Source organism: Paenibacillus cineris (assembly GCF_018333335.1).
GTDB lineage: Bacteria > Bacillota > Bacilli > Paenibacillales > Paenibacillaceae > Paenibacillus_AQ > Paenibacillus_AQ favisporus.
Map to the genome: position 1 here is coordinate 470,927 of NZ_BORU01000004.1, position 18,634 is coordinate 489,560.

Sequence of the window (18,634 nt, forward strand, 5' to 3'; positions counted from 1 at the left end):
GCCTTTCCGGTCACTGAATGTGCTTTTTCTTCTTGTTACCGATTAGGCAGAACCCGATCGTCATCAAGGACATCAGCGCTAAAGCCATATAAAGGATAGGCGATACGCTGTTGTCTCCGGTTTTCGGAGCATCGTCCAGTTCGTTGTCGACGTTGCCGGTTCCGCTGTTGCCATTGTCGGTTCCATTGTTACCGTTGTCGGTTCCGACGTTGCCGTTATCGGTTCCGTTGTTACCGTTATCGGTTCCGCCGTTACCGTTGTCGGTTCCACTGTTGCCGTTACCGGTTCCGTTGTTACCGTTATCGGCTCCGCCGTTGCCGTTGTCGGTTCCGTTGTTACCGTTATCGGCTCCGCCGTTGCCGTTGTCGGTTCCACTGTTGCCGTTGTTGGTTCCGCCGTTACCGTTATCTGTTCCACCGTTGCCGTTACCGGTTCCGTTGTTGCCGTTACCGGTTCCGTTGTTGCCATTGCCGGTTCCGTTGTTGCCGTTATCGGTTCCGCCGTTACCGTTACCGGCTCCGTTGTTACCGTTACCGGTTCCGTTGTTGCCGTTATCGGTTCCCCCATTGCCGTTTCCGCCCCCACTGTTACCGTTGTCGGAGCCGCCACCGGAACGGATCGGCTTCATTGGCACGTCGTATTTGATAATGTCATAATCGACAGAAATCGTATCGCTCCGATGCGTCTCATATCCGTCCTTCGTTACGATCAGATAGTAATCCGCGTCAGGAAACACCATGTATGCATAGAAGCCATTTGCGTCGCTATCTTGCTCGGGGCTCTTGTTGTTGTGCGGCGGGAAGTTCGGAACCGGAGGAAGCGTTACTTTCGTATCCGGTGTGTGCCCGTTAGCTCTATTCCGTTGCGTATCCGCATAATACAGAGTAACTTTGGCTCCATCAATTTTCTTACCGGTGATAGCGTCTCCTGTCGTTTCATCATAAACCGTACCGTAAGGATCGACCAATTCCTCGGAAATATTCAGCTCTCCGTTTGCTTTCACGTCCAGCTGCGTCACCTTGAAGAGCAATTCCTGACCGTTCTCAGCTTCATAGCGAACTTCCATGGTGTACTTCTGCTCGGTTAGCCCTTCCACGGAGAAAGTGCCGTTTGAAGCCATCGGAAACGCCTTGGGACGACCGTTCTCTTGAATATAATTGCCATCCTTGTCCTTCAAATAGATATGCATCTGGCTGGTAAAAGAATCGTTGAATAGCTCTTTTGTTCCATCCAGCTGCTTGAACAGCACGATCCCTACTGCCGTAATGTCGGCCGGAACGGTCTCGTCTCTCACACTGCCGTCTACATTTGCTTTTTGCGTGAACTCGACAGGGACATCCTTCCCGCCTACATGATACAGCTTCGTATAAGTGATCGTATATTCGGTATCGGCTGCGGCCGGAATCGAATATTCACCCTTCTCATTCGTCCGAATCTTTTGCTGTTCATCGGTCTTCTTGTTCGTCACGATGATTTCCGCGTTCGGAATGACTTCGCCTGTGTTGTTGTCACGCAGCACGCCTTCCAGATATGGGCGGGTATTTACAAAGTATGCTTTGGCCGCTGTTTTCTCCGGAATGGTGCCTGTGCGAATGAAACTTTCAGGATCCGTCACATAGCCGTCTTCCGAATAATCAGTCTGGGTCACCGTATACTCGAGACCCGTCGGAAGTTCATGCACAACGAGCGTCTGGCCATCCGTAAGATCGAAGGTGTAATCACCCTTAATCATGACCGTAGTGCCATCCGGCTTCTCATAGGCGTAGGATTCGTCCGATCCCTCTCCTGTGAAGGTGATCGTGTACTTGAACAGCTTCTTCTTGTCGTCGTCTTTGCCTTTAACCGTGTTGCTGATGACCAGGTCGCCCTTTATGACTCGCACGTTCGTGTACGGGGCATTTTCATCTTGGCCCTTCATGACTCCGGTATAGTTTCGTTCCTCGGGAGTAGTCACGTAATCATCCGTTGTGTAGTCCTTCTGGGTAACTGTGTATTTTAGATCTTTAGGCAGATCCACAATTTCCAGCAACTCTTCATCCTTGAGTGTGAAGGATTCGCCGGACTTGATCGTACCTGTGCTGCCATCCGACTTCTTGTAAGAGTAGCTTCCGCCCTCGCCTGCACCCTCAAAGCTAACGGTGTACTCGAACTCCTTCGTCTTGTCGCCGCCGTTGCCCTTGACCTTATTACTGACGGTCAGTTTGCTGACGATCCGTTCATTGACGAAGTCCGCCTTGTGGTCGCCTTTATCTGCAATTGTGCCAGACAATTCTCTCTCCGGCTTAGTCGTGTAACCGTCAATGGTTGTATAATCGCCCTCGATAACGGTATAAACCAGACCTGCAGGCAATGCAGGCAGCGTCATAGTTTGCCCGTGCTTAAGGGTAATCTTGTCACCACTCTTGATTTTTCCATAAGTATTATCTGGTTTATTATAGTAATACTCTCCGCCCTCACCCTCACCTTTGAAGGTAACGGTGTACTCGAACTCTTTGTTCGGATCGCTTCCGTTGCCTTGCACCTTATTGGTGATGGTCAGCTTGCCCTGGGCCGGCGTAGGCACGATCAGCGGATTCTCAGAGGTTACTTTTACGCCGTCTACCCAAATGGGCTTCCCAGGCGTATTGCCTACGTACACCTGATACACATGGGTGATCGGCAGCCAGGTATTCAGATCAATGTAGGTTTCCTTCAGCTCGTAATAACCCGGATCCGGGAACAGCAGATTAAGTTTCCCTGCGCTATCGGTTGTTCCTTTGGCAACTTGAGTTCCGTTGTCTTTCTTGTAGAGCGTAAACTCTACGCCTTTTAGCGGATTGTTGCTAGGATCTACCTTTTTCAGGGGCAGCAGGGCATTGGAGCTTGAACTGCCGGCTACGTCCGAACTGTCCAGCGTGCTTTCACTTTTGGCACTGACAGAACTCAGCTTATCATCGCCCATCAGCTTTACCTCGTTGCCCATTTTGTCTCCAGCCTTCGTTTTAGAAGGGTCAACCTCGGTTTGGTACACAAACTGGTAAAGCTTATTAGGGTTGTTCATTTTGAATATTAAAACCGTAGTGCCGCCTTCGCCTGGTGCAGCTTCTACCTGAACTTCAGAGTTCGGGTCGCTGAGATCCAGCGCTGCGCCCTCTCTTTCCAGAGCACCGCTGGCAGTCAATTTAGCAGGATAAACTGCCATACTAGGCGCTGTCAGCACAAGCTTTCTGTTTTCTTCATAGCGAAGATTCATACCTGCACCTAGGGTATCCTGCAAATAAACACCCTGCTCCATGTTGAATGGCGGGGTATAGTTCACCGTCCATTCCAGCACCCCTGGAACGGGCTTAGTAACCGACTTGCTCAAGGTCTGAATAGGTACAATAACTTTGCGCTGTTCGGTGAGGACCTTCTCCACCCCGCCCCATGTCATGTGAAGATCGGCTTTGTTATAGAGCACCTGCTTGGAAGTTCCGTTGGCGGTGTACTCTTCCAAATATTTCTCCAGAGCCGCATTGGAAGGTCTCGCCTTTACCAAAATAACATACGGGCTTTCCAATTTAGAGAAAGTAAAGGTTCCTACGTTTCCACTCTGGGAGAAGTCTACCACATGAGCAGGGTCGTTCGGCTCGATGATTGAAACAGCGTTGTTTCGAACCCCATAGCCAGTGCCACTGCCATTGTCCGAATAACCTTTCCAAAGCTCAAAGTCCTTCTCCTCGGAGAACGGAACGAACTCCCACCCCGTCGGCAAGGTGTCTACTAGCTTCACATTGGTGATGACCCGACCTCCGCCGTCTTTCGCCATCTCGACCGTGTTGTAGCCCGGCATATTGACGCCTAGGCGGAAGGTGACCGTCTTGGTTGTCCGGTCATAACCAGCCAAGGTGTATTCGTCGCCGCTTGATGAGCTATCATAACCGATATAGCGGTTAACGTTGTTCGGAGTATACCATGTGTCAGCCGTCCCGTCCTTCTTAATAGGATAGGATGCGGCAAGCATATCCTTATTCAGCATATGCAGGTGAAGGTTGGTGTTGTTTTGCGCTTGTTTTACGGTTTCGCCGTCAAAAAGCAATGCCCGATTCCAGCTTGTTTTCCCTACGTTAATATCCTGCCTGAAGAGGATGTCTGGGTTGGTCTCCAGTGAACGGAAGCTGAAGGATGCAGCTTTGTCGGTGTATCCAGTTACCTTGACCAAATCCGCCACGACTTCACCGTTCACCGTCAAAGGAATAGCCTTCAGTGTCAAGCCACTCGCATTGGTTACGCCTTTCAAGGATCCCGCATGATACTGCTTCCAAAGCTGAGCAGTATTAACATTTGCCTTGATTTTCGCAATCGTTTCCGCGCTCACCTCTCCGGTTTCATCCACAGCGTTGTCCAAGACGTTCAAATCTCCGCCATGCACCAGAACATCGTATACCGCTGCATTTGGCAGAGCATACTGTGGCGTTAGATTGACAGTCCACGTGATGCCGCCGAGATTGAAATCCTCCATCGAAACAGACCCACTCTTTGTGAAGACGTGCTCCCCGATGGTGACCATTGCCTCATCAGTCACTGCGTTAGGTCTTGTACCAGTGATTACATCGTTATTCTGTATGCCATCTGGTGTATCCAAATCCCAGTTGGCACGAGGGTCGATTCTGAAGCTGGAACCGCTTGTTACCTTGCTCTTAATCACTAATTCTACTTTACCATTAATATCCCCGAAGGAATAAACGCCGTTCGCATCCGGTGTAATTTGTGTTTCTCCAGATGCAACGCCATCCACCCATGTCTGCCATTCAGCTGATAAAAAGTCTAGCCCGGCAGGCAATACATTTGTGATAGTAAAGTCCTTTAACTTTTTTTTGTTATATTGGTTAACAGTAACTTTCCATGTAATGGTTTCATTCGGGTGGTCATAAGAGCCTGATGTTTGAATCCAGTCGGGTGCGACCCACGATTCCCGTGCTGCACTGGCTTTTACACCAGCACTCGCATCCCTCAGTTCTACTTTTGGGTCAAAACGCTGTCCGCTACCTCGTCCGGGGTCAATTCCCACGCCCCGATACTCTTTATAATACAGATCCTTATGAAACCATGCTTGATACTCAACCTTTGGATCCACTCCCGTTCCTCCCGGGAAAACGTAGCTCAGACTGCCATCTACATCAATGTTTGGCTCTACCTTAGTGCCGTTTACCTTGAAGGACCCAGGTACATAGACCATGCGGTAATCGGAAGGCTTCGTATAGAACGTCATCCCATCTAGCGGCAGCTTGATTGTTGCATCAAGCACATCAAAAGAGGATGGAGTAGACTGGAAAGTTAAATAGCCATCCTGATAGCCTGGCACGGTCACATACCACCAAGACCAGCTCCCATTCTTTGGCCAGTTGTTTCCTGTCAAGCTGATGTTGTATGCCGGCGTAACAGCCGGGTTCTTTAACCCATATGCTCCCCCGAAAATCGAGATAGGCTTAATATCGCCGTATTCAATTCCCGTTACGTCTGCATCTGCAGTAGTTTCAAAGCTGAAGTGAATATCTCGTCCGACACCGTTGAAAAAGTTGTCATCACCGTTAAATACAATCCTGATGCTACTCGGCGTGAAAAATGCGGTACCAAGCTGTTTCATACCTGAATCAGTCTGCGCATTCAGGGGTTCAGTAGCTGTCGGCAGCACCACTTCCTTGAAGTGGTCTTCTCTTTTTAGCTCAATCCAGTCACCCTTTTGTATGTATTTTTCAGGATCTGCATTAGTTGGATTTGGGTCATCACCATTCACTGGCAATTTTAGACCTTCAGATTTCAGCGTAAACTGCTGTCGGCCCTGGATCGTACCACCTGGGGCAATGTCAGTTCCTTGCGTCACCTTCAGCGGAAAGGTTGAATTAGCCTCCATGAACACCGCCGTTTTGTCCGTAGGGACTGCCGCCATCACTACGGAATTGATCGGCTCCTCAGTTACTGACGGCGGTTCTTCCGCGCTTGGCGGTTCGTTCGCACTCGGCGGTTGGTCCGTGTTCGACGGTTCTTCCACGCTCGGTGGTTGATCCGTGCCTGACGGCTCGTCCACGCTCGGCGGTTGATCCGTGCCAGACGGTTCTTCCACGCTCGACGGCTCGTTTGTGCTCGGCGAGCCAGGTTCACTAACTACTTCCGCCCCCGAATTGTCTTGCGCACTCTCCGCAAATGCGGCAGACGAGAAAGCCACCGTCTGCAGGACTAGCATAATTGCCAAGCAGAAAGAGAGTATTGCTTTACCTATGCTGCGTTTTCGTTTCAAGACACTTTTGTCCTCCATTCCCGAAACTACTGAAATTTTTGCGACTGTAGGATCATCGGTTCAATATCGCTCAACCGAATAGACTTTTATATTTGCTCGATCCCAGCAGCCCTTTGCATCATCTAAATCTTGCAGAGTTCCCTCCTTTCCACTCCTCCACAGATGCTGATAGGCCTAGTTGGTGACACATGTAGTTGTGCTCTCTTCTTATCCTGTTATCTGAGTTTCCCTGTGATCTATCATCACGAAATCTCCTCAGTGTAGTGCATCAACATATGACCAGACCATTTAATTCTGTCTAATTTTGGAGAATATAGTCGACTTGCGATGATTATACTCATTCCTACTGAATAATTACTGAATATTAACAGACTACAGATAAGGTCACGCTTTCTATGTAGCCCAACTACGGGCTGGAAATGGATTGTGAGAAGGTCGGATCAACTTTAATGGAACGTTAATGGTTGTCTCTAAATGCAAAACAAAAAAGACCCGTAGGAATTCAATTATTCCGAACGAGTCTTTATGGGCCCGGGCCTGAATGCCAACCTCTATACTGCGGATCCTCGCTCCTTGGCATATTTCAACCCTAAGTGATAAGCTTGATTAAGCAGCATCTCATAATGCTTGGAATCGGAGTCCAACGTCTCGTATAAAAATTCAACATTGGAACTGGATACACCGCAATAATCTGCAATTCCCACATTGAGCAGATGGGTAATCATTTTATCGTAATTTCTCTTTTCCATCTGTTCTTTGGAAACGCCCGCCAGACCAATCCACAAGACATGCTGATGCTGAAGATGGTTCGAACCGTATGCAAACCCATTGTTCCATACACGGTCAATATAACCTTTTAGCATGGCTGGCAAATTCCACCACCAAACTGGAAAAATAAACGCCAGAGCGTCGTGCTCCTTCATTCGCCTTATTTCCCTTTCCACCTCAGGAGAAAAGGACTGTTTGGCTGCAGACCAATCCGGTTCATCCGCTCCTTGTAAAACCGGGTCAAAGCCAATCCCGTGTAAATCCAATATCTCATAGTCGTGGCCGGCCTCGGCAAGACCTTGTACGAAACGATCGGCGACCTGAAAGGTCAGGGAATCTTTTCGCGGGTGCGAAACAACACATAATACATTCATGCTTGTATCCTCATTCCTTTCTCAACAGCTAACTTGTAGCCATGATCAACGGCTGATGCTATTATAAACAGTGCCAAAATAACCTGGAAGTACGCACTTTCACGTTCTATAGGATCATACGGGTACCCTAGGAACATGGAAGTGCCCTGGATAGATGCCCTAGAAGTTATGTTCTTAGCGAAAACACATCCTTTTTGCGGAGGAATCCAAGATGACTGAACAAAAGGAAAATCGCATTCGAGAGAAGTATAAAGTTGGGGTGGAGGCTGCATTAGAAGTAATGGGAGGGAAATGGAAGCCTTTAATCATCTATCATTTGATGACAGGACCGAAACGGACCTCGGAACTTCGCCGGCTAATCCCCGGCATTACGCAGAAGATGCTGACCACTCAACTAAGAGGCCTGGAAAAGGATGAGATCGTCGCACGCAAGATTTATCAAGAAATCCCACCTAAAGTGGAGTATACGTTAACTCCCTACGGCTGGGGATTAAAGCCTGCGCTTGACCTTTTATGCTATTGGGGAGAGGATCACCTGGAAAAGGTTTATGGCGACAAATCCAAGGTCTTGGAAGAGTTTGAAAGCTGTTCAAAGTAAATTTCCACACTTAAAAGAACGGGTATTCGGGATTACCGATGGAAAAAAACACATCCTCAATTGGGATATAGCATTCTTCTAAATAAACCTACCTCTCCATGAAATGAGAGACTAATTGAGGTTCATCAATAAAGAAGACTTTTCACCAAAGGGATGTGTTTTTCTGTCTTAATATAAGCTATGAATCACTTCTACATTATGAAGCCTTTGCCGCGACAGCCTTTTGAATTAACGCTTTTGCATCGCTATTGGAAAGACCTTGTTTAGGTTGAAGCAATTTTTTATCCGCTGCACTTAGAATACCTTTATCAATCAGAGTGGCCATAGATTTAACCGCGTAGGCAGAAACGGTTTTGCCATCTTCAAAACCTGCAAGGATTGCAGCAGCGTTTTTATCAGAAACTGGGTTGTTCAACAATTTAGCAAGAATGGTAGCCGCTTCTTCACGAGTGATATCACGATCCGGATTGAAGTTACCACCGTAGCCTTGAATGAATCCGGCATGAGCAGCTTCAGCGATGGCATCTGCATAGGCAGCGTCAGCAGCAACATCCTTGAATGCAGGTGCTGCAGCTACTTGGTTTAGTTTCAACATATCTACTAGAGCACTGACAAACTCGGCACGAGAAATAACTTCTGTGGTAACAGGTGTTTCCGGTTGTTCCGTAGATGCACCTAGGTTGGTAATACGTCCTTCTGTTTTAGCTTGAATAGCGCCACCTTTAAATTTATCTACAATGTACTGATAGAATACATCCAGATCGATCGGACCGGCTAAGGATGATTTAGCATCCACCAGCACTTTATAGTTATCTCCGCCTGCTGCCATAAAGTTGTTGACTACAGCCGTATATGTTTTTCCAGGATCAATCGGTGTACCGTCTTCAAGAGTGAGACTAGTCACACGTTCAGCAACTGGCTTATTGAGATCTGCCGTATACTTCAAGCCAGAGATTTGTAGTGTTTTGGTGTTTGGTGTACCGTCCGCATTTGTACCCCATTGCTGCTGCAGCAAGGTTTGAATTTGTGCACCCGTCAGCTCCAGTTTCACCAAAGTATTGCCAAAAGGTTGGATTTTAGCAAGATCAGCAAAGGTCACATCGCCTTGCGGCAGATCCGCACGAATCCCACCTGGATTCATAAATGCAAAGTCAGCAGCGCCTGCTTTATCACCAAAGTCTGCCTGACGCATTGCATCTGCAATGAGGTTTCCAAGAGGCGCTTCGTTATTATAAGCATCTGTACGAGTGACAGAACCATCTGTCGTACCTACTGGCTTCGTTAGCTCAGGATGCTTGTCTAGTGATTTTTTAATAATAGCTAAAGATTCAGGGTCTTCTTTGACACCGTCTTGAAAAGTTGTTGTAACTGCAGCTGACTTTTCGGTTACGTCCCCAGTCTTAGGGTCAATCATCAGCTTAATATCCTCAAATGCCGTACCATAAGAATAAGCCTGCACAATCAATTTTCCATTCACTTCACCGTTAGCTAAAGCATGATTGTCGCCTGCAACGATAACATCTACAGGGGAATCAGCAGGCAAAGCTTTGGCCAAATCAGCCGCTTCTCCAGTGGTTACGCCTTCTTTGGTTGTTGCTGGATCATGTGCCAGGACGATGATCGTTTCTACCCCTTGATCTTGCAATTCTTTGGCATATTTATTAACGGCTGCAACTTCTTCTTCTGCGCTTAAGAAACGCACGCCTGCTGTACCCGCTGGGGATACTTTAGAAGGTGTCGCTTTCGTCACTAATCCGATAAATCCGATTTTGACTCCGCCCACTTCTTTAACCACATATGGCTTAATCAATGGTTTGCCAGTGGAAGTTTCAATGACGTTTGCATTTACATAATCAAATTTTGCTCCAGCATGGGTTACCTTGCCTTCTTTTGGATCCAGACCACCAAAGATTTGTGCTTTTAATGCAGCGATACCTTGGTCGAATTCATGATTGCCCAAAGAACCTACATCAAAGCCCATCATATTCATCCATTCCATCGTAGGCTCATCACGATCCAGAGATGAGACGGGGGCGGATGCTCCAACAGAGTCTCCATTATGGAAGAGCAGGGAGTTTTCATATTTGGCTTGAGCTTCTTTTAAATATGTTGCTAGAATTGGAGCTGTTCCGACCTTTTTGTCACTAACTATCGATGTGGTGTCCAACTGACCGTGCAGGTCATTGATTCCAATCAAGTGTACTTCGACATCGTTACCTGCAGCAGAGACAGAACCTACTGCGCCAAACAGTTGGGAAAGTAATAGAGCAGTCGTAGCCACACGAATGGTGCTTTTACCCAGAACTTTTTTCCATGACATGAGTTATAAAACCCCTCTCCAATTTCTGTTCCTGAAATATTTTAGCATAATTCAAATCATGGAAGTCGTAGAATATATCAAATCTACGTAAAAAAGTTGGGAGATTGGTAGAGATGGAACAAGATTATGGATTTTTTATATAACCTGTCTGCCGTATGGGAGCCTATCGGTTTTTTACTGATGCCACTTCATAAGTTGTGATCTCGCTTCCGAGAATTGGAGATTCTTTACTTGCTGCCTCTGAACCTGGTTCTGGACGTTCAATGGATGGACTCCAGTTCCCCTAGAAATAATTTGCCATCTTCCATCCGGTATACCTTGTCGCAGTAGGTAAGCAGCCGCTCATCGTGTGTGACCATAATCGCCGCTTTATGGCGTGTTCTCACCTCATGGGCAATCAAGGAGACAACTTCATGGGCGCGCTTGGTATCCAGGCTTGCTGTAGGTTCATCCGCCAATATGATATTGGGATCGTTAATTAACGCGCGGGCAATGGCGGTACGCTGCTTCTCGCCCCCCGACAGCTCATCCGGGTAGCTCTTCAGCTTATTGCCTAGTCCGAGCTCTTCAAGTAACTTTATAGCCATCGCTTTGTCTGCTGCACGAATCTTTCCCGACATCCGCTTCACAATAAGCAACTGATCGAGGACGCTCAGATATGGAACTAAATTCGAGGCCTGCATGATGAAACCAATCTCATGCAAGCGGATATCGGATAGTTGTTTGCCTGATAGCTTTGAGATGTCCTTCCCATTTAGTATGACCTCTCCATCGGAAGCTTTTAGCAGTGCACCCGCGATGGATAGGAAGGTGCTTTTTCCAGAACCGGACGGACCTACCACTGCGACGAACTCACCTGGCTCCACTTTTATGGACACTCGGTCTAATGCCGCAATACGATTCAATCCCTCGTTGTAATATTTGGAAGCTGTTGTTATTTGCAAGCCTTCAGTCATTACTCAACCCTCCCAAGTGCCTTAAGCGGATCAATTTTTGAAATCGTGCGAACGGATACCAACGAACTAAGCAATGAGATCACCAACAATACAATGGAATACGTGAGCACCAGCCTCGTATCCAGCATGAACGGCATGCTTTTGGGCATGATTGCCGCTGTACCATAAGTCAATAAAATGCCAACGATAATGCTTGAGAGCGACAAGACGAACACCTGTGAGACGACGGCTTTACTTAGGAATCCATTCTTGGCCCCGATCGCTTTCATAATCCCGAACTGGTTGGACTTCTGCATCGTGAATACATAGAAGAACACGCCAATGATGAATGCAGAGATCGCAAGCAGGAACGCAAGCATCATCATGATAGTGCCATTCTCTTCTTTGTATCCAGGCATTCCCTGTACCGCTGCCGCACGAGTAACCGTATCGGTACCCGAAAGCTGTTCATTGATAGTGTTCCGATCAATATCTTTACCTTGAAGCATCATCGCATTGACGGGGTCCTTAACTCCTTTGTCCGAGCCTGGTGCCGCAAACGCAAGCTTACGCCACTCTTCAATAGGTGTAAATACAGCTGCTACGTGGTTATAAGTCTGATTCTTGACGAAGCCGACAATCGTCAACGATTCCGTCGAACCATCTAATTGGAAGGTGTCTCCTAGCTTAAATCCTTCGTCTTTCATCGTCTCATTAACGATGACCTTCGTCATCTGATCGGATGCCAGCCCCGTTCCTTCCATAATCGCCGGCTCAAGAAAGCTCCCCGGGTTAATTCCAACAATTGCTATATCTACTTTATCCTCATTCAACTTGCTACTCCCTTTGATTGCCGATGCCATGATGGTTCCCATAGGTGAAACGGCACTTACATTCGGCATTTCTGCTAATTTAGCTGACAAATCATTAGATAATAATGATTTACTCATTGAAGCCTTAGACCCTTGTTCAAAAACCACATAATCAGCCCTCATCGTTTTAAACGTCGAAGCCGCAAGCGTAGATAACCCATTCCCCAAACCTGACAATATAAACACCAGCCAAGAAATGAGCACAAAAATAATAGCGATCATCAAAAACCTTGTCTTGCTGTGTCTCAATTCCTTCAATGCCAAAAACATATGCTAATCCTCTCCTCAGCACAGATAAATGACACGCGTGTCAAATTAATCACATTTCGTCCGGTACGTATTTATTATAGGTTTTATATGACACGAGTGTCAAATATATTTGTGCTCCCTATCGTCTTCCTACTCCTCCCAGCCACATTTGGTACAACAGCTTACTCCATTGAAGTGTAGGAATATTCATCATATTGGGAGTTTCAATCAGGTTAAAAAATACACCTATAATCGCAGGAAGTGGAATACTTGTATTCAAGTGTCCCTCTTCCTGAGCACGAGCAAACAATCGCTCCAGTTGATCTTTTAAAATCTCATGCGCTTGCTCAACAAATTCAAGATCATTGGCCGCAGCCGCGGAATTGGCTTTATTTATTTTATGAGCATATCCAAGCAATTGATGGAAACTAGCTTCCTCCAGATATACATCTAGCAGATGTTGAAGGGCATTCATGCAATCCGTTTCATCAATAGCCGACGCCTTCTGTAATACATTTTCCATTGATCGTTTCATACATGCAGCAACTATCTCTTCTTTGTTGGCATAATATTGGTAAATCGTGCTTCTTGCTCCAACCAGGCTCTTGGATAACAACTTAAGTTGAAATCCCTCATAACCGTATTCGAGAAGCACTTTCTTGGTTTGGTCAAGCAACTCTGATTTTGTAAAAGCCTGCTTTCTTCCCATGTTAATCACCGTCCCTAATTGCTAGCCGTAGTCTACATTGTAACAAAAATTTCGCCCTATTTGTCGTACGGTTCAGCTTAACACGTATAGTCGGCGAAAATTAGTCGAGGGATTTAGATAATAACTGATTTGCTAACTTGCGGTAATACTTATCTTTTGTCGTAGTCGAGATGTTCTTAATAGCAGCAAGTATACTAGGCTGTTGCCATATCGAAGGAGTCCATTCTTCAAGCACACTTAGAGCCTGATATTGCATTAGCAAAGTATCCGATTCAAGAGCAGCTTGAACCAGTGGTAGCCCCACTCCTGCATGCTCATGTAAATCTTGAACAATATATCGCAGACAATGTTCTTCTTCTTTTGACGGGCTTGATAACGATAAATGATTTTCTGCGAATACGCAGAGGTCTATGATATGCTGTCGATGATTTGTACTCATAATGGAAAAATATATCTCGCTATTTGTCGGATGTATCTCTAGCATCTTAAACAAATTCGGAATGATGTCTAATTGGTAAAAATGGGCGACTTCAAGAGCCTTAACATCGATATCTTGTTGTAGTGTATCCATGGCAAGCTGTGACCACTTAGGATTATTTATAAATGGTTGAATCGCCTTCTGAATAGAATTGCGCTCCTGCTGCCTTCTGCAATCATTAGATCTTTCTCCCCAAATTTCATCAGCATTTATATATTTACATATTTTCATAAGGGGATAAAAATCTTCAAGGGTTTGGCAGTGGATACGAGCATGGTCTAAGAAGCGATAAAGAATCGCCTTTTCAAATATATAGTCTTCAATATCATGTTCCACATCTTCATGAAGTAAAGTTTGGATGATTAAACCCACTCCATCATACAGCTGTTTTGAGATCATCTCTGGATTTAGTGCTGCAGGAAGATCTCCTTTAATGGCACACATGTAGACAAAATATTCATTCTTAATGATATTTTCACAGCCCTTTGTCAGCAGCCATTGTTTTATTTCTGGCGTTGTTGCTTCTAATTTTTCAACTGCAGCAATTTTGCCCCAGCCATGGACAGACTGAGCGAGCCGCCAAATTTGGTCATTCGCTTCCCTTGTTCCATTTTTCAATGCAAATAAGACATATAATGTGAATTCTTCATGCATGCCTAATGTGAATAACAGCTCTTTATACTTTTCACAATTCGTACACCCAAGTACTGTGATTGAGAATTTTACAACCTCTCTATGTGCTGCATGTTCTAGAAGCCATATTGCTTCTTGTTGTACGAGAGATTCATCCCACTCAGCTTGTTTGAAGCGCTCAATAAATTCCTCACCGTAGCTAGCGATATTGTCAGAAATGATTTCTTCGTATGTTGCCTTTCGTGTTTTGTTCGTAGGATGATGGAGTTGTCTTTTAAAAAGCTTCAACAGCTTTTTCACAAAAAATGGAGTGGGGATGTCTTCTACGAAATGATCAGATGAACCTGCAGCCACTGGTGGATGATTTTCATCATATACATATTCGTCATCCGGTAAACCATCATCTACTATTTTGTTGTGTGTTTGAACTTGTCGCTCAATAAACGGAACGATCTTTTCCTTATGGTTCCAAGGAAGAAAGTCAAGCTCCAATGCATCATCCAGCACCGTAACATTGTCAATCGTGACAATACAGTTAAAGCTTATATAACCACCCAGTTTAACGGACACCGTATGTTTTACACCATCTTCGAGATCAAGAATCCCAGATAATTTGGAATAAGGAACAAAGTATGAAAATATCGATTTTCGTTTATTCGTATCCACCGTAGCCCCATCAATGATAAGACACTCTTTTTTTAGCTCATGTATAATTTCAACACTATGCCCTTTATAATCAATTCTCCACGTCTTTTGTACTTCTTTTTTTACATCTTTCATTGCGTTACGTATTTCACGTTTTAATTCATCTTTAAAACCCATAGTGTCCTACTCTCGATGTGTTAGTTTATTTTGTAAAAGCAGCGATTCCCATAAAATATGCATGACCGCATGACATAACGAATAGATAGGTTTTGAGAATACGAGGATTACCATTATTTTTCGCTGTTACTTATGATATGGTTCATCGTAGCATCTAAAAGAGCGAGATCAAGAGAATTGCCAAAAGCCTGCTACAGGGTGTTGGATCTCGGTCGCTCCTATTAAGGCGAAGATATAGAGTGATCCAAAACCAAAAGGGTAGTTGTAATCATGTTGAACCAACGTTTCGGGGTAACCATCTTCATCTACCTGAAATAAGAAGGAAAATGACTCCTCCCTAAGCTTCGTAAAATAATTGTCTTCATTTTGAATAAGTCTCGGGTTTCCACCTACTTTGATCAAAAAAGGCTGGTCTATCGATTTCTTGTCATTGCTTAGTGCACCTTCTGAAATGAAATGTTTTATAAGGCCTGGATTAGTAAACATCTCTTTGGCGCTTTCAGTTGAAATGGGATGCTCTATCACCTTAATCGAGCAATTAGGATACATATTGTTCTCCAAATACTCCTCATAGTCTTCAGGGATGAAGATCGAAATCATGCTCTCCGGTTTAAAGGGATGGACAAGGGTCAAGTAAAAAACATATTTCTGGTTACCTTCATGGATGAGGTCATCTTGATCATCAAAAAAGTCAGGTGCATTTCCGCCGATCCAGCCTGCCCCCTGATCTTTCGATAGGTCAGATTCGGCATAATAAAGTATACTGTCTGTCCGCTCAACTAAAACTTTTGTTTTATTGTCCAACGGCATTCAACTCTCCTCCAAGAAACTTAATGAGGTACCTTTCAGGCCGCGCAAGGAAATCTCCACGTTTCCACATCATATTTAAGCCACGATTATCCTAATTAAAAAAATCTATTGATTCATATTCCTCAGTAACTACCTCTGTAGATCCTACATTACTTATTCTCTTCTTCTTGTAAGATGGCTGCCCCGCCTATTAAACAGGAAATCTCAATATCATCAATGTCCACCATCTTATCTTTCTCTGCATCATAATACTCCCCAAATAAAAATAACGAATCATTTTTCCTATCCAATAAATAGGGGATAATTTTTTCGCAAAATTCTGTAACGCTTTTAAACATGCTCTCTGGTGTTATCCCCGATTCATCGATAACGAGCAATTCTTTGTGTTCATTACGAGCAGGGTTGCGATTTAAATGATACAGTTGAAAAGAGGTACCCTTGCGATACACTTTATAAATTGGAACTTCTAGGTTGTCGATGAAATCTCCATCCGTATAACTCAAGCTAAACTTTACGGTCATCTATATTCTCCTTTCAACATGAATGCTATGTTTAGATACAAATTTCTAAGTATTTATTATATTCCTTTTTGGGCACCCAGAGTCTGCGGCTTTTCAGACGTAGCGCCCATGAAGCGATGCCACGCGCAGCATTGACTAGCGGATGGATGATATGGAATCCGTAATCGCTGTTTCGCCTTACTTATGATACGGTTCTCCATAACATCTATAAGGCAAAGTCGAAAGGCACCCATCGGGTGCCCTCTACTTCTTACTATATCATAAAGAAAGGCTTCCGGCGTTTTTTGTTATACCAGTAAGATTATAAATAGGTTATATACGGGAAATAAGGGCTTGGAGACAAATGAATATTGCTGTGTAGTTATACCTTTTTAGATTAAACTAAATAAGAAATATGGAGATGAAGCGATATGACAGATTATCCAACTGGCAAGGATATTTTTCGGGAATGTTGTTCCAGGATTGCCGCGGCCTGCGCGCCATGCGGTTTCAAATACAATAAATCCAGAAGAAGTATGATCAAACCAATCGGTTCCTTTACAGCTGAGATACGTTTTTCAAGTCACTCTTCCAATATGGCCGGCAGTTATTTGGAGTTTAATACCAATTCCCGAATCTTAAATACGCACAGCGGAAAAGTATACTGGGAGATCAGCTTGAGCAACTTCCGGGACAAAGGCAAGGTTTGGAATTTGGCCAAGGAAGCCACCCGAGAGCGGGAACTGGCAGAAATCATCACGTTGATTCAAAATAAGGTCGCTCCATTGATGGACAAGTATGAAACTAATCTTGAGGAGATCCTTGAGGAGGTCATCCAGACTGGATGGTTTTTGCCGCAGGCGAATCCAATGGAATTCTATGTGCTTGACGTTCTAGACCTGGTGGTTGATTTCGGCACACCTGAACAAATACGTGAATGCGCGCATCGATACATCCGCCACTTATCGGAGGAAATGCAGGAAACCTTCGAGAACGATTATAATGCATATCAACGGGATGGACAGGCTGCAAGCACAATAGCATTTCGTAAATTAATCCCTTTTATGATCGAGCGCAACATTTCACTACCACTATATACCGGCTAGCGCAATCCACGGCTCATACGGATCCTGAATGCAATTACTTCTCACTTGCTGAAGAATCTGAAGCGAATGGATCAGTCGCCAAATTCAGTAGGCTTTGAAACAATTGATTTTTTTGACAATAGTCATTCGGTAACGCATAATGCCTCAAACAGACGTTTTTAAAGATCTCCAGGCAGGAAACAGCAGTTTTCGCCCTACTTGTGGTACGGTTCTCCGCGATTGATCTTCACCGCGCGATAAATCTGTTCCACCAGCACCAGCCGCATCAGCTGGTGCGGCAGGGTCATGCGCCCGAAGCTCAAGCGCTGCTGAGCGCGGCGCAGCACCTGATCGGAGAGCCCGTGGCTCCCTCCGATCACGAACACGACATGGCTCGTCCCGTAGGTGCCGAGCCGGTCGATCTCGGCGGCCAGCTCCTCCGAGCTCCAGAGCTGGCCGCCAATGGCGAGCGCGATCACATGCGCGCTCTCTTTGATGTGCGCGAGGATGCGTTCGCCCTCGCGCTCCTTCACAATCGACACCTCGGCATCGCTCAAGGTGTCGGGGGCCTTCTCGTCCGCGACCTCCACCATCTGAAATTTGATGTAAGGCGTCAGCCGCTTGGCGTATTCCTGGATGCCCTGCACCAGATATTTCTCCTTCAACTTGCCGACGCCGATCATTTGAATCAGCATGAATACCCCTCCACTTATCTTTTACGTCCTCACATCATAAAGCACTCCCATAGGGTCTTAGACACTCCAATTCCGCTCCAATCTTCGGGGCCACGACACTTTCCCGACCAGAAAAGAGCCCCTTGAAAATCGCCTGCGAACCCCTATCTACTGAGTGCATTTCACGAACCCTATCCACTCTTCCAAAAAGTAAAAAAGAGCGTGTCTCCACGCTCTCCCCATCGCTATTCATCTCTTCATAGCATTTCCTGATAACCCTGCGGCTACACGACCAGGAACTTGGCCGGCTGTTCGCAGTGCGCGCACTGTACAGGCGGGTCCCAGTCTGAGAACTCCGTCTCCTTCAGGTCCACGATATCCGGCGCGTCCTCGTACTCGTCGACGAACATATCGATCGCGAGCTCCACATGGTCTTTACAAACGACAAACATAAAATGGCATCCCCTTACAATTGCACACAATGTACGTTTTTCTGGCTGTTGATCATCCGAAAACCTATGACTCTCATTATATCCGGTTTTGGGCCGGAT

13 protein-coding genes are annotated in these 18,634 nt (G+C 45.6%); 2 read left to right on the forward strand and 11 right to left on the reverse strand.

Features of this window, described 5'->3' with window-relative positions:
• Positions 1 to 10: 10 nt before the first annotated feature.
• Together KI379_RS28905 and KI379_RS28910 are read right to left on the reverse strand one after the other, a co-directional pair.
• Positions 11 to 6,256 (reverse strand): DUF7601 domain-containing protein, encoded by a 6,246-nt coding sequence (locus KI379_RS28905; RefSeq protein ID WP_244879484.1) that lies wholly within the window; start codon positions 6,254 to 6,256, stop codon positions 11 to 13.
• Between the two features lie 551 nt (positions 6,257 to 6,807).
• Complete coding sequence (locus tag KI379_RS28910) at positions 6,808 to 7,398, reverse strand: NAD(P)H oxidoreductase (RefSeq protein ID WP_212985733.1); 591 nt, start codon at positions 7,396 to 7,398, stop codon at positions 6,808 to 6,810.
• A 211-nt stretch (positions 7,399 to 7,609) separates the two neighbouring features.
• On the opposite strand from KI379_RS28910, the gene KI379_RS28915 reads away from it, so the two are divergent.
• Positions 7,610 to 7,996, forward strand: coding sequence for a winged helix-turn-helix transcriptional regulator (locus KI379_RS28915; RefSeq protein ID WP_076172400.1), 387 nt, complete (start codon positions 7,610 to 7,612; stop codon positions 7,994 to 7,996).
• Positions 7,997 to 8,192: 196 nt separating this feature from the next.
• On the opposite strand, the gene KI379_RS28920 is transcribed toward KI379_RS28915, so the two are convergent.
• From KI379_RS28920 to KI379_RS28950, 7 genes are all read right to left on the reverse strand, one after another.
• The gene (locus KI379_RS28920; protein WP_212985734.1) at positions 8,193 to 10,316 is read right to left on the reverse strand and encodes a bifunctional metallophosphatase/5'-nucleotidase; all 2,124 of its coding nucleotides are present in this window, start codon (positions 10,314 to 10,316) and stop codon (positions 8,193 to 8,195) included.
• Positions 10,317 to 10,576: 260 nt separating this feature from the next.
• A complete protein-coding gene (locus KI379_RS28925) occupies positions 10,577 to 11,272 on the reverse strand; it encodes an ABC transporter ATP-binding protein (RefSeq protein WP_212985735.1) in 696 nt (231 codons plus the stop codon).
• Positions 11,272 to 12,393 carry an ABC transporter permease gene (locus tag KI379_RS28930; protein ID WP_212985736.1) on the reverse strand — a complete coding sequence of 374 codons (1,122 nt, stop codon included), beginning with the start codon at positions 12,391 to 12,393 and terminating at the stop codon, positions 11,272 to 11,274. The genes KI379_RS28925 and KI379_RS28930 overlap by 1 nt, the downstream gene beginning before the upstream one ends.
• Before the next feature lie 118 nt (positions 12,394 to 12,511).
• The gene (locus KI379_RS28935; protein ID WP_212985737.1) at positions 12,512 to 13,081 is read right to left on the reverse strand and encodes a TetR/AcrR family transcriptional regulator; all 570 of its coding nucleotides are present in this window, start codon (positions 13,079 to 13,081) and stop codon (positions 12,512 to 12,514) included.
• A gap of 100 nt (positions 13,082 to 13,181) precedes the next feature.
• The gene (locus tag KI379_RS28940; protein ID WP_212985738.1) at positions 13,182 to 15,014 is read right to left on the reverse strand and encodes a hypothetical protein; all 1,833 of its coding nucleotides are present in this window, start codon (positions 15,012 to 15,014) and stop codon (positions 13,182 to 13,184) included.
• A gap of 168 nt (positions 15,015 to 15,182) precedes the next feature.
• A complete protein-coding gene (locus KI379_RS28945; RefSeq protein ID WP_076172413.1) occupies positions 15,183 to 15,824 on the reverse strand; it encodes a hypothetical protein in 642 nt (213 codons plus the stop codon).
• A 149-nt stretch (positions 15,825 to 15,973) separates the two neighbouring features.
• Positions 15,974 to 16,345, reverse strand: a complete 372-nt coding sequence (locus KI379_RS28950) for a hypothetical protein (protein ID WP_179232097.1) — start codon at positions 16,343 to 16,345, stop codon at positions 15,974 to 15,976.
• 410 nt (positions 16,346 to 16,755) lie between these two features.
• Here KI379_RS28950 and KI379_RS28955 point away from each other — a divergent pair, with 410 nt between their 5' ends.
• On the forward strand, positions 16,756 to 17,430 hold the full coding sequence (locus tag KI379_RS28955) for a hypothetical protein (protein WP_212985739.1): 675 nt from the start codon (positions 16,756 to 16,758) through the stop codon (positions 17,428 to 17,430).
• Positions 17,431 to 17,624: 194 nt separating this feature from the next.
• Here the strand turns inward: KI379_RS28955 and rlmH are convergent, their stop codons facing one another.
• Positions 17,625 to 18,104: a 23S rRNA (pseudouridine(1915)-N(3))-methyltransferase RlmH gene (gene rlmH, locus KI379_RS28960; RefSeq protein ID WP_089549497.1), complete on the reverse strand. Its 480-nt coding sequence runs from the start codon at positions 18,102 to 18,104 to the stop codon at positions 17,625 to 17,627.
• A gap of 263 nt (positions 18,105 to 18,367) precedes the next feature.
• Complete coding sequence (locus KI379_RS28965) at positions 18,368 to 18,535, reverse strand: CxxH/CxxC protein (protein WP_076172419.1); 168 nt, start codon at positions 18,533 to 18,535, stop codon at positions 18,368 to 18,370.
• Positions 18,536 to 18,634 lie beyond the last annotated feature (99 nt).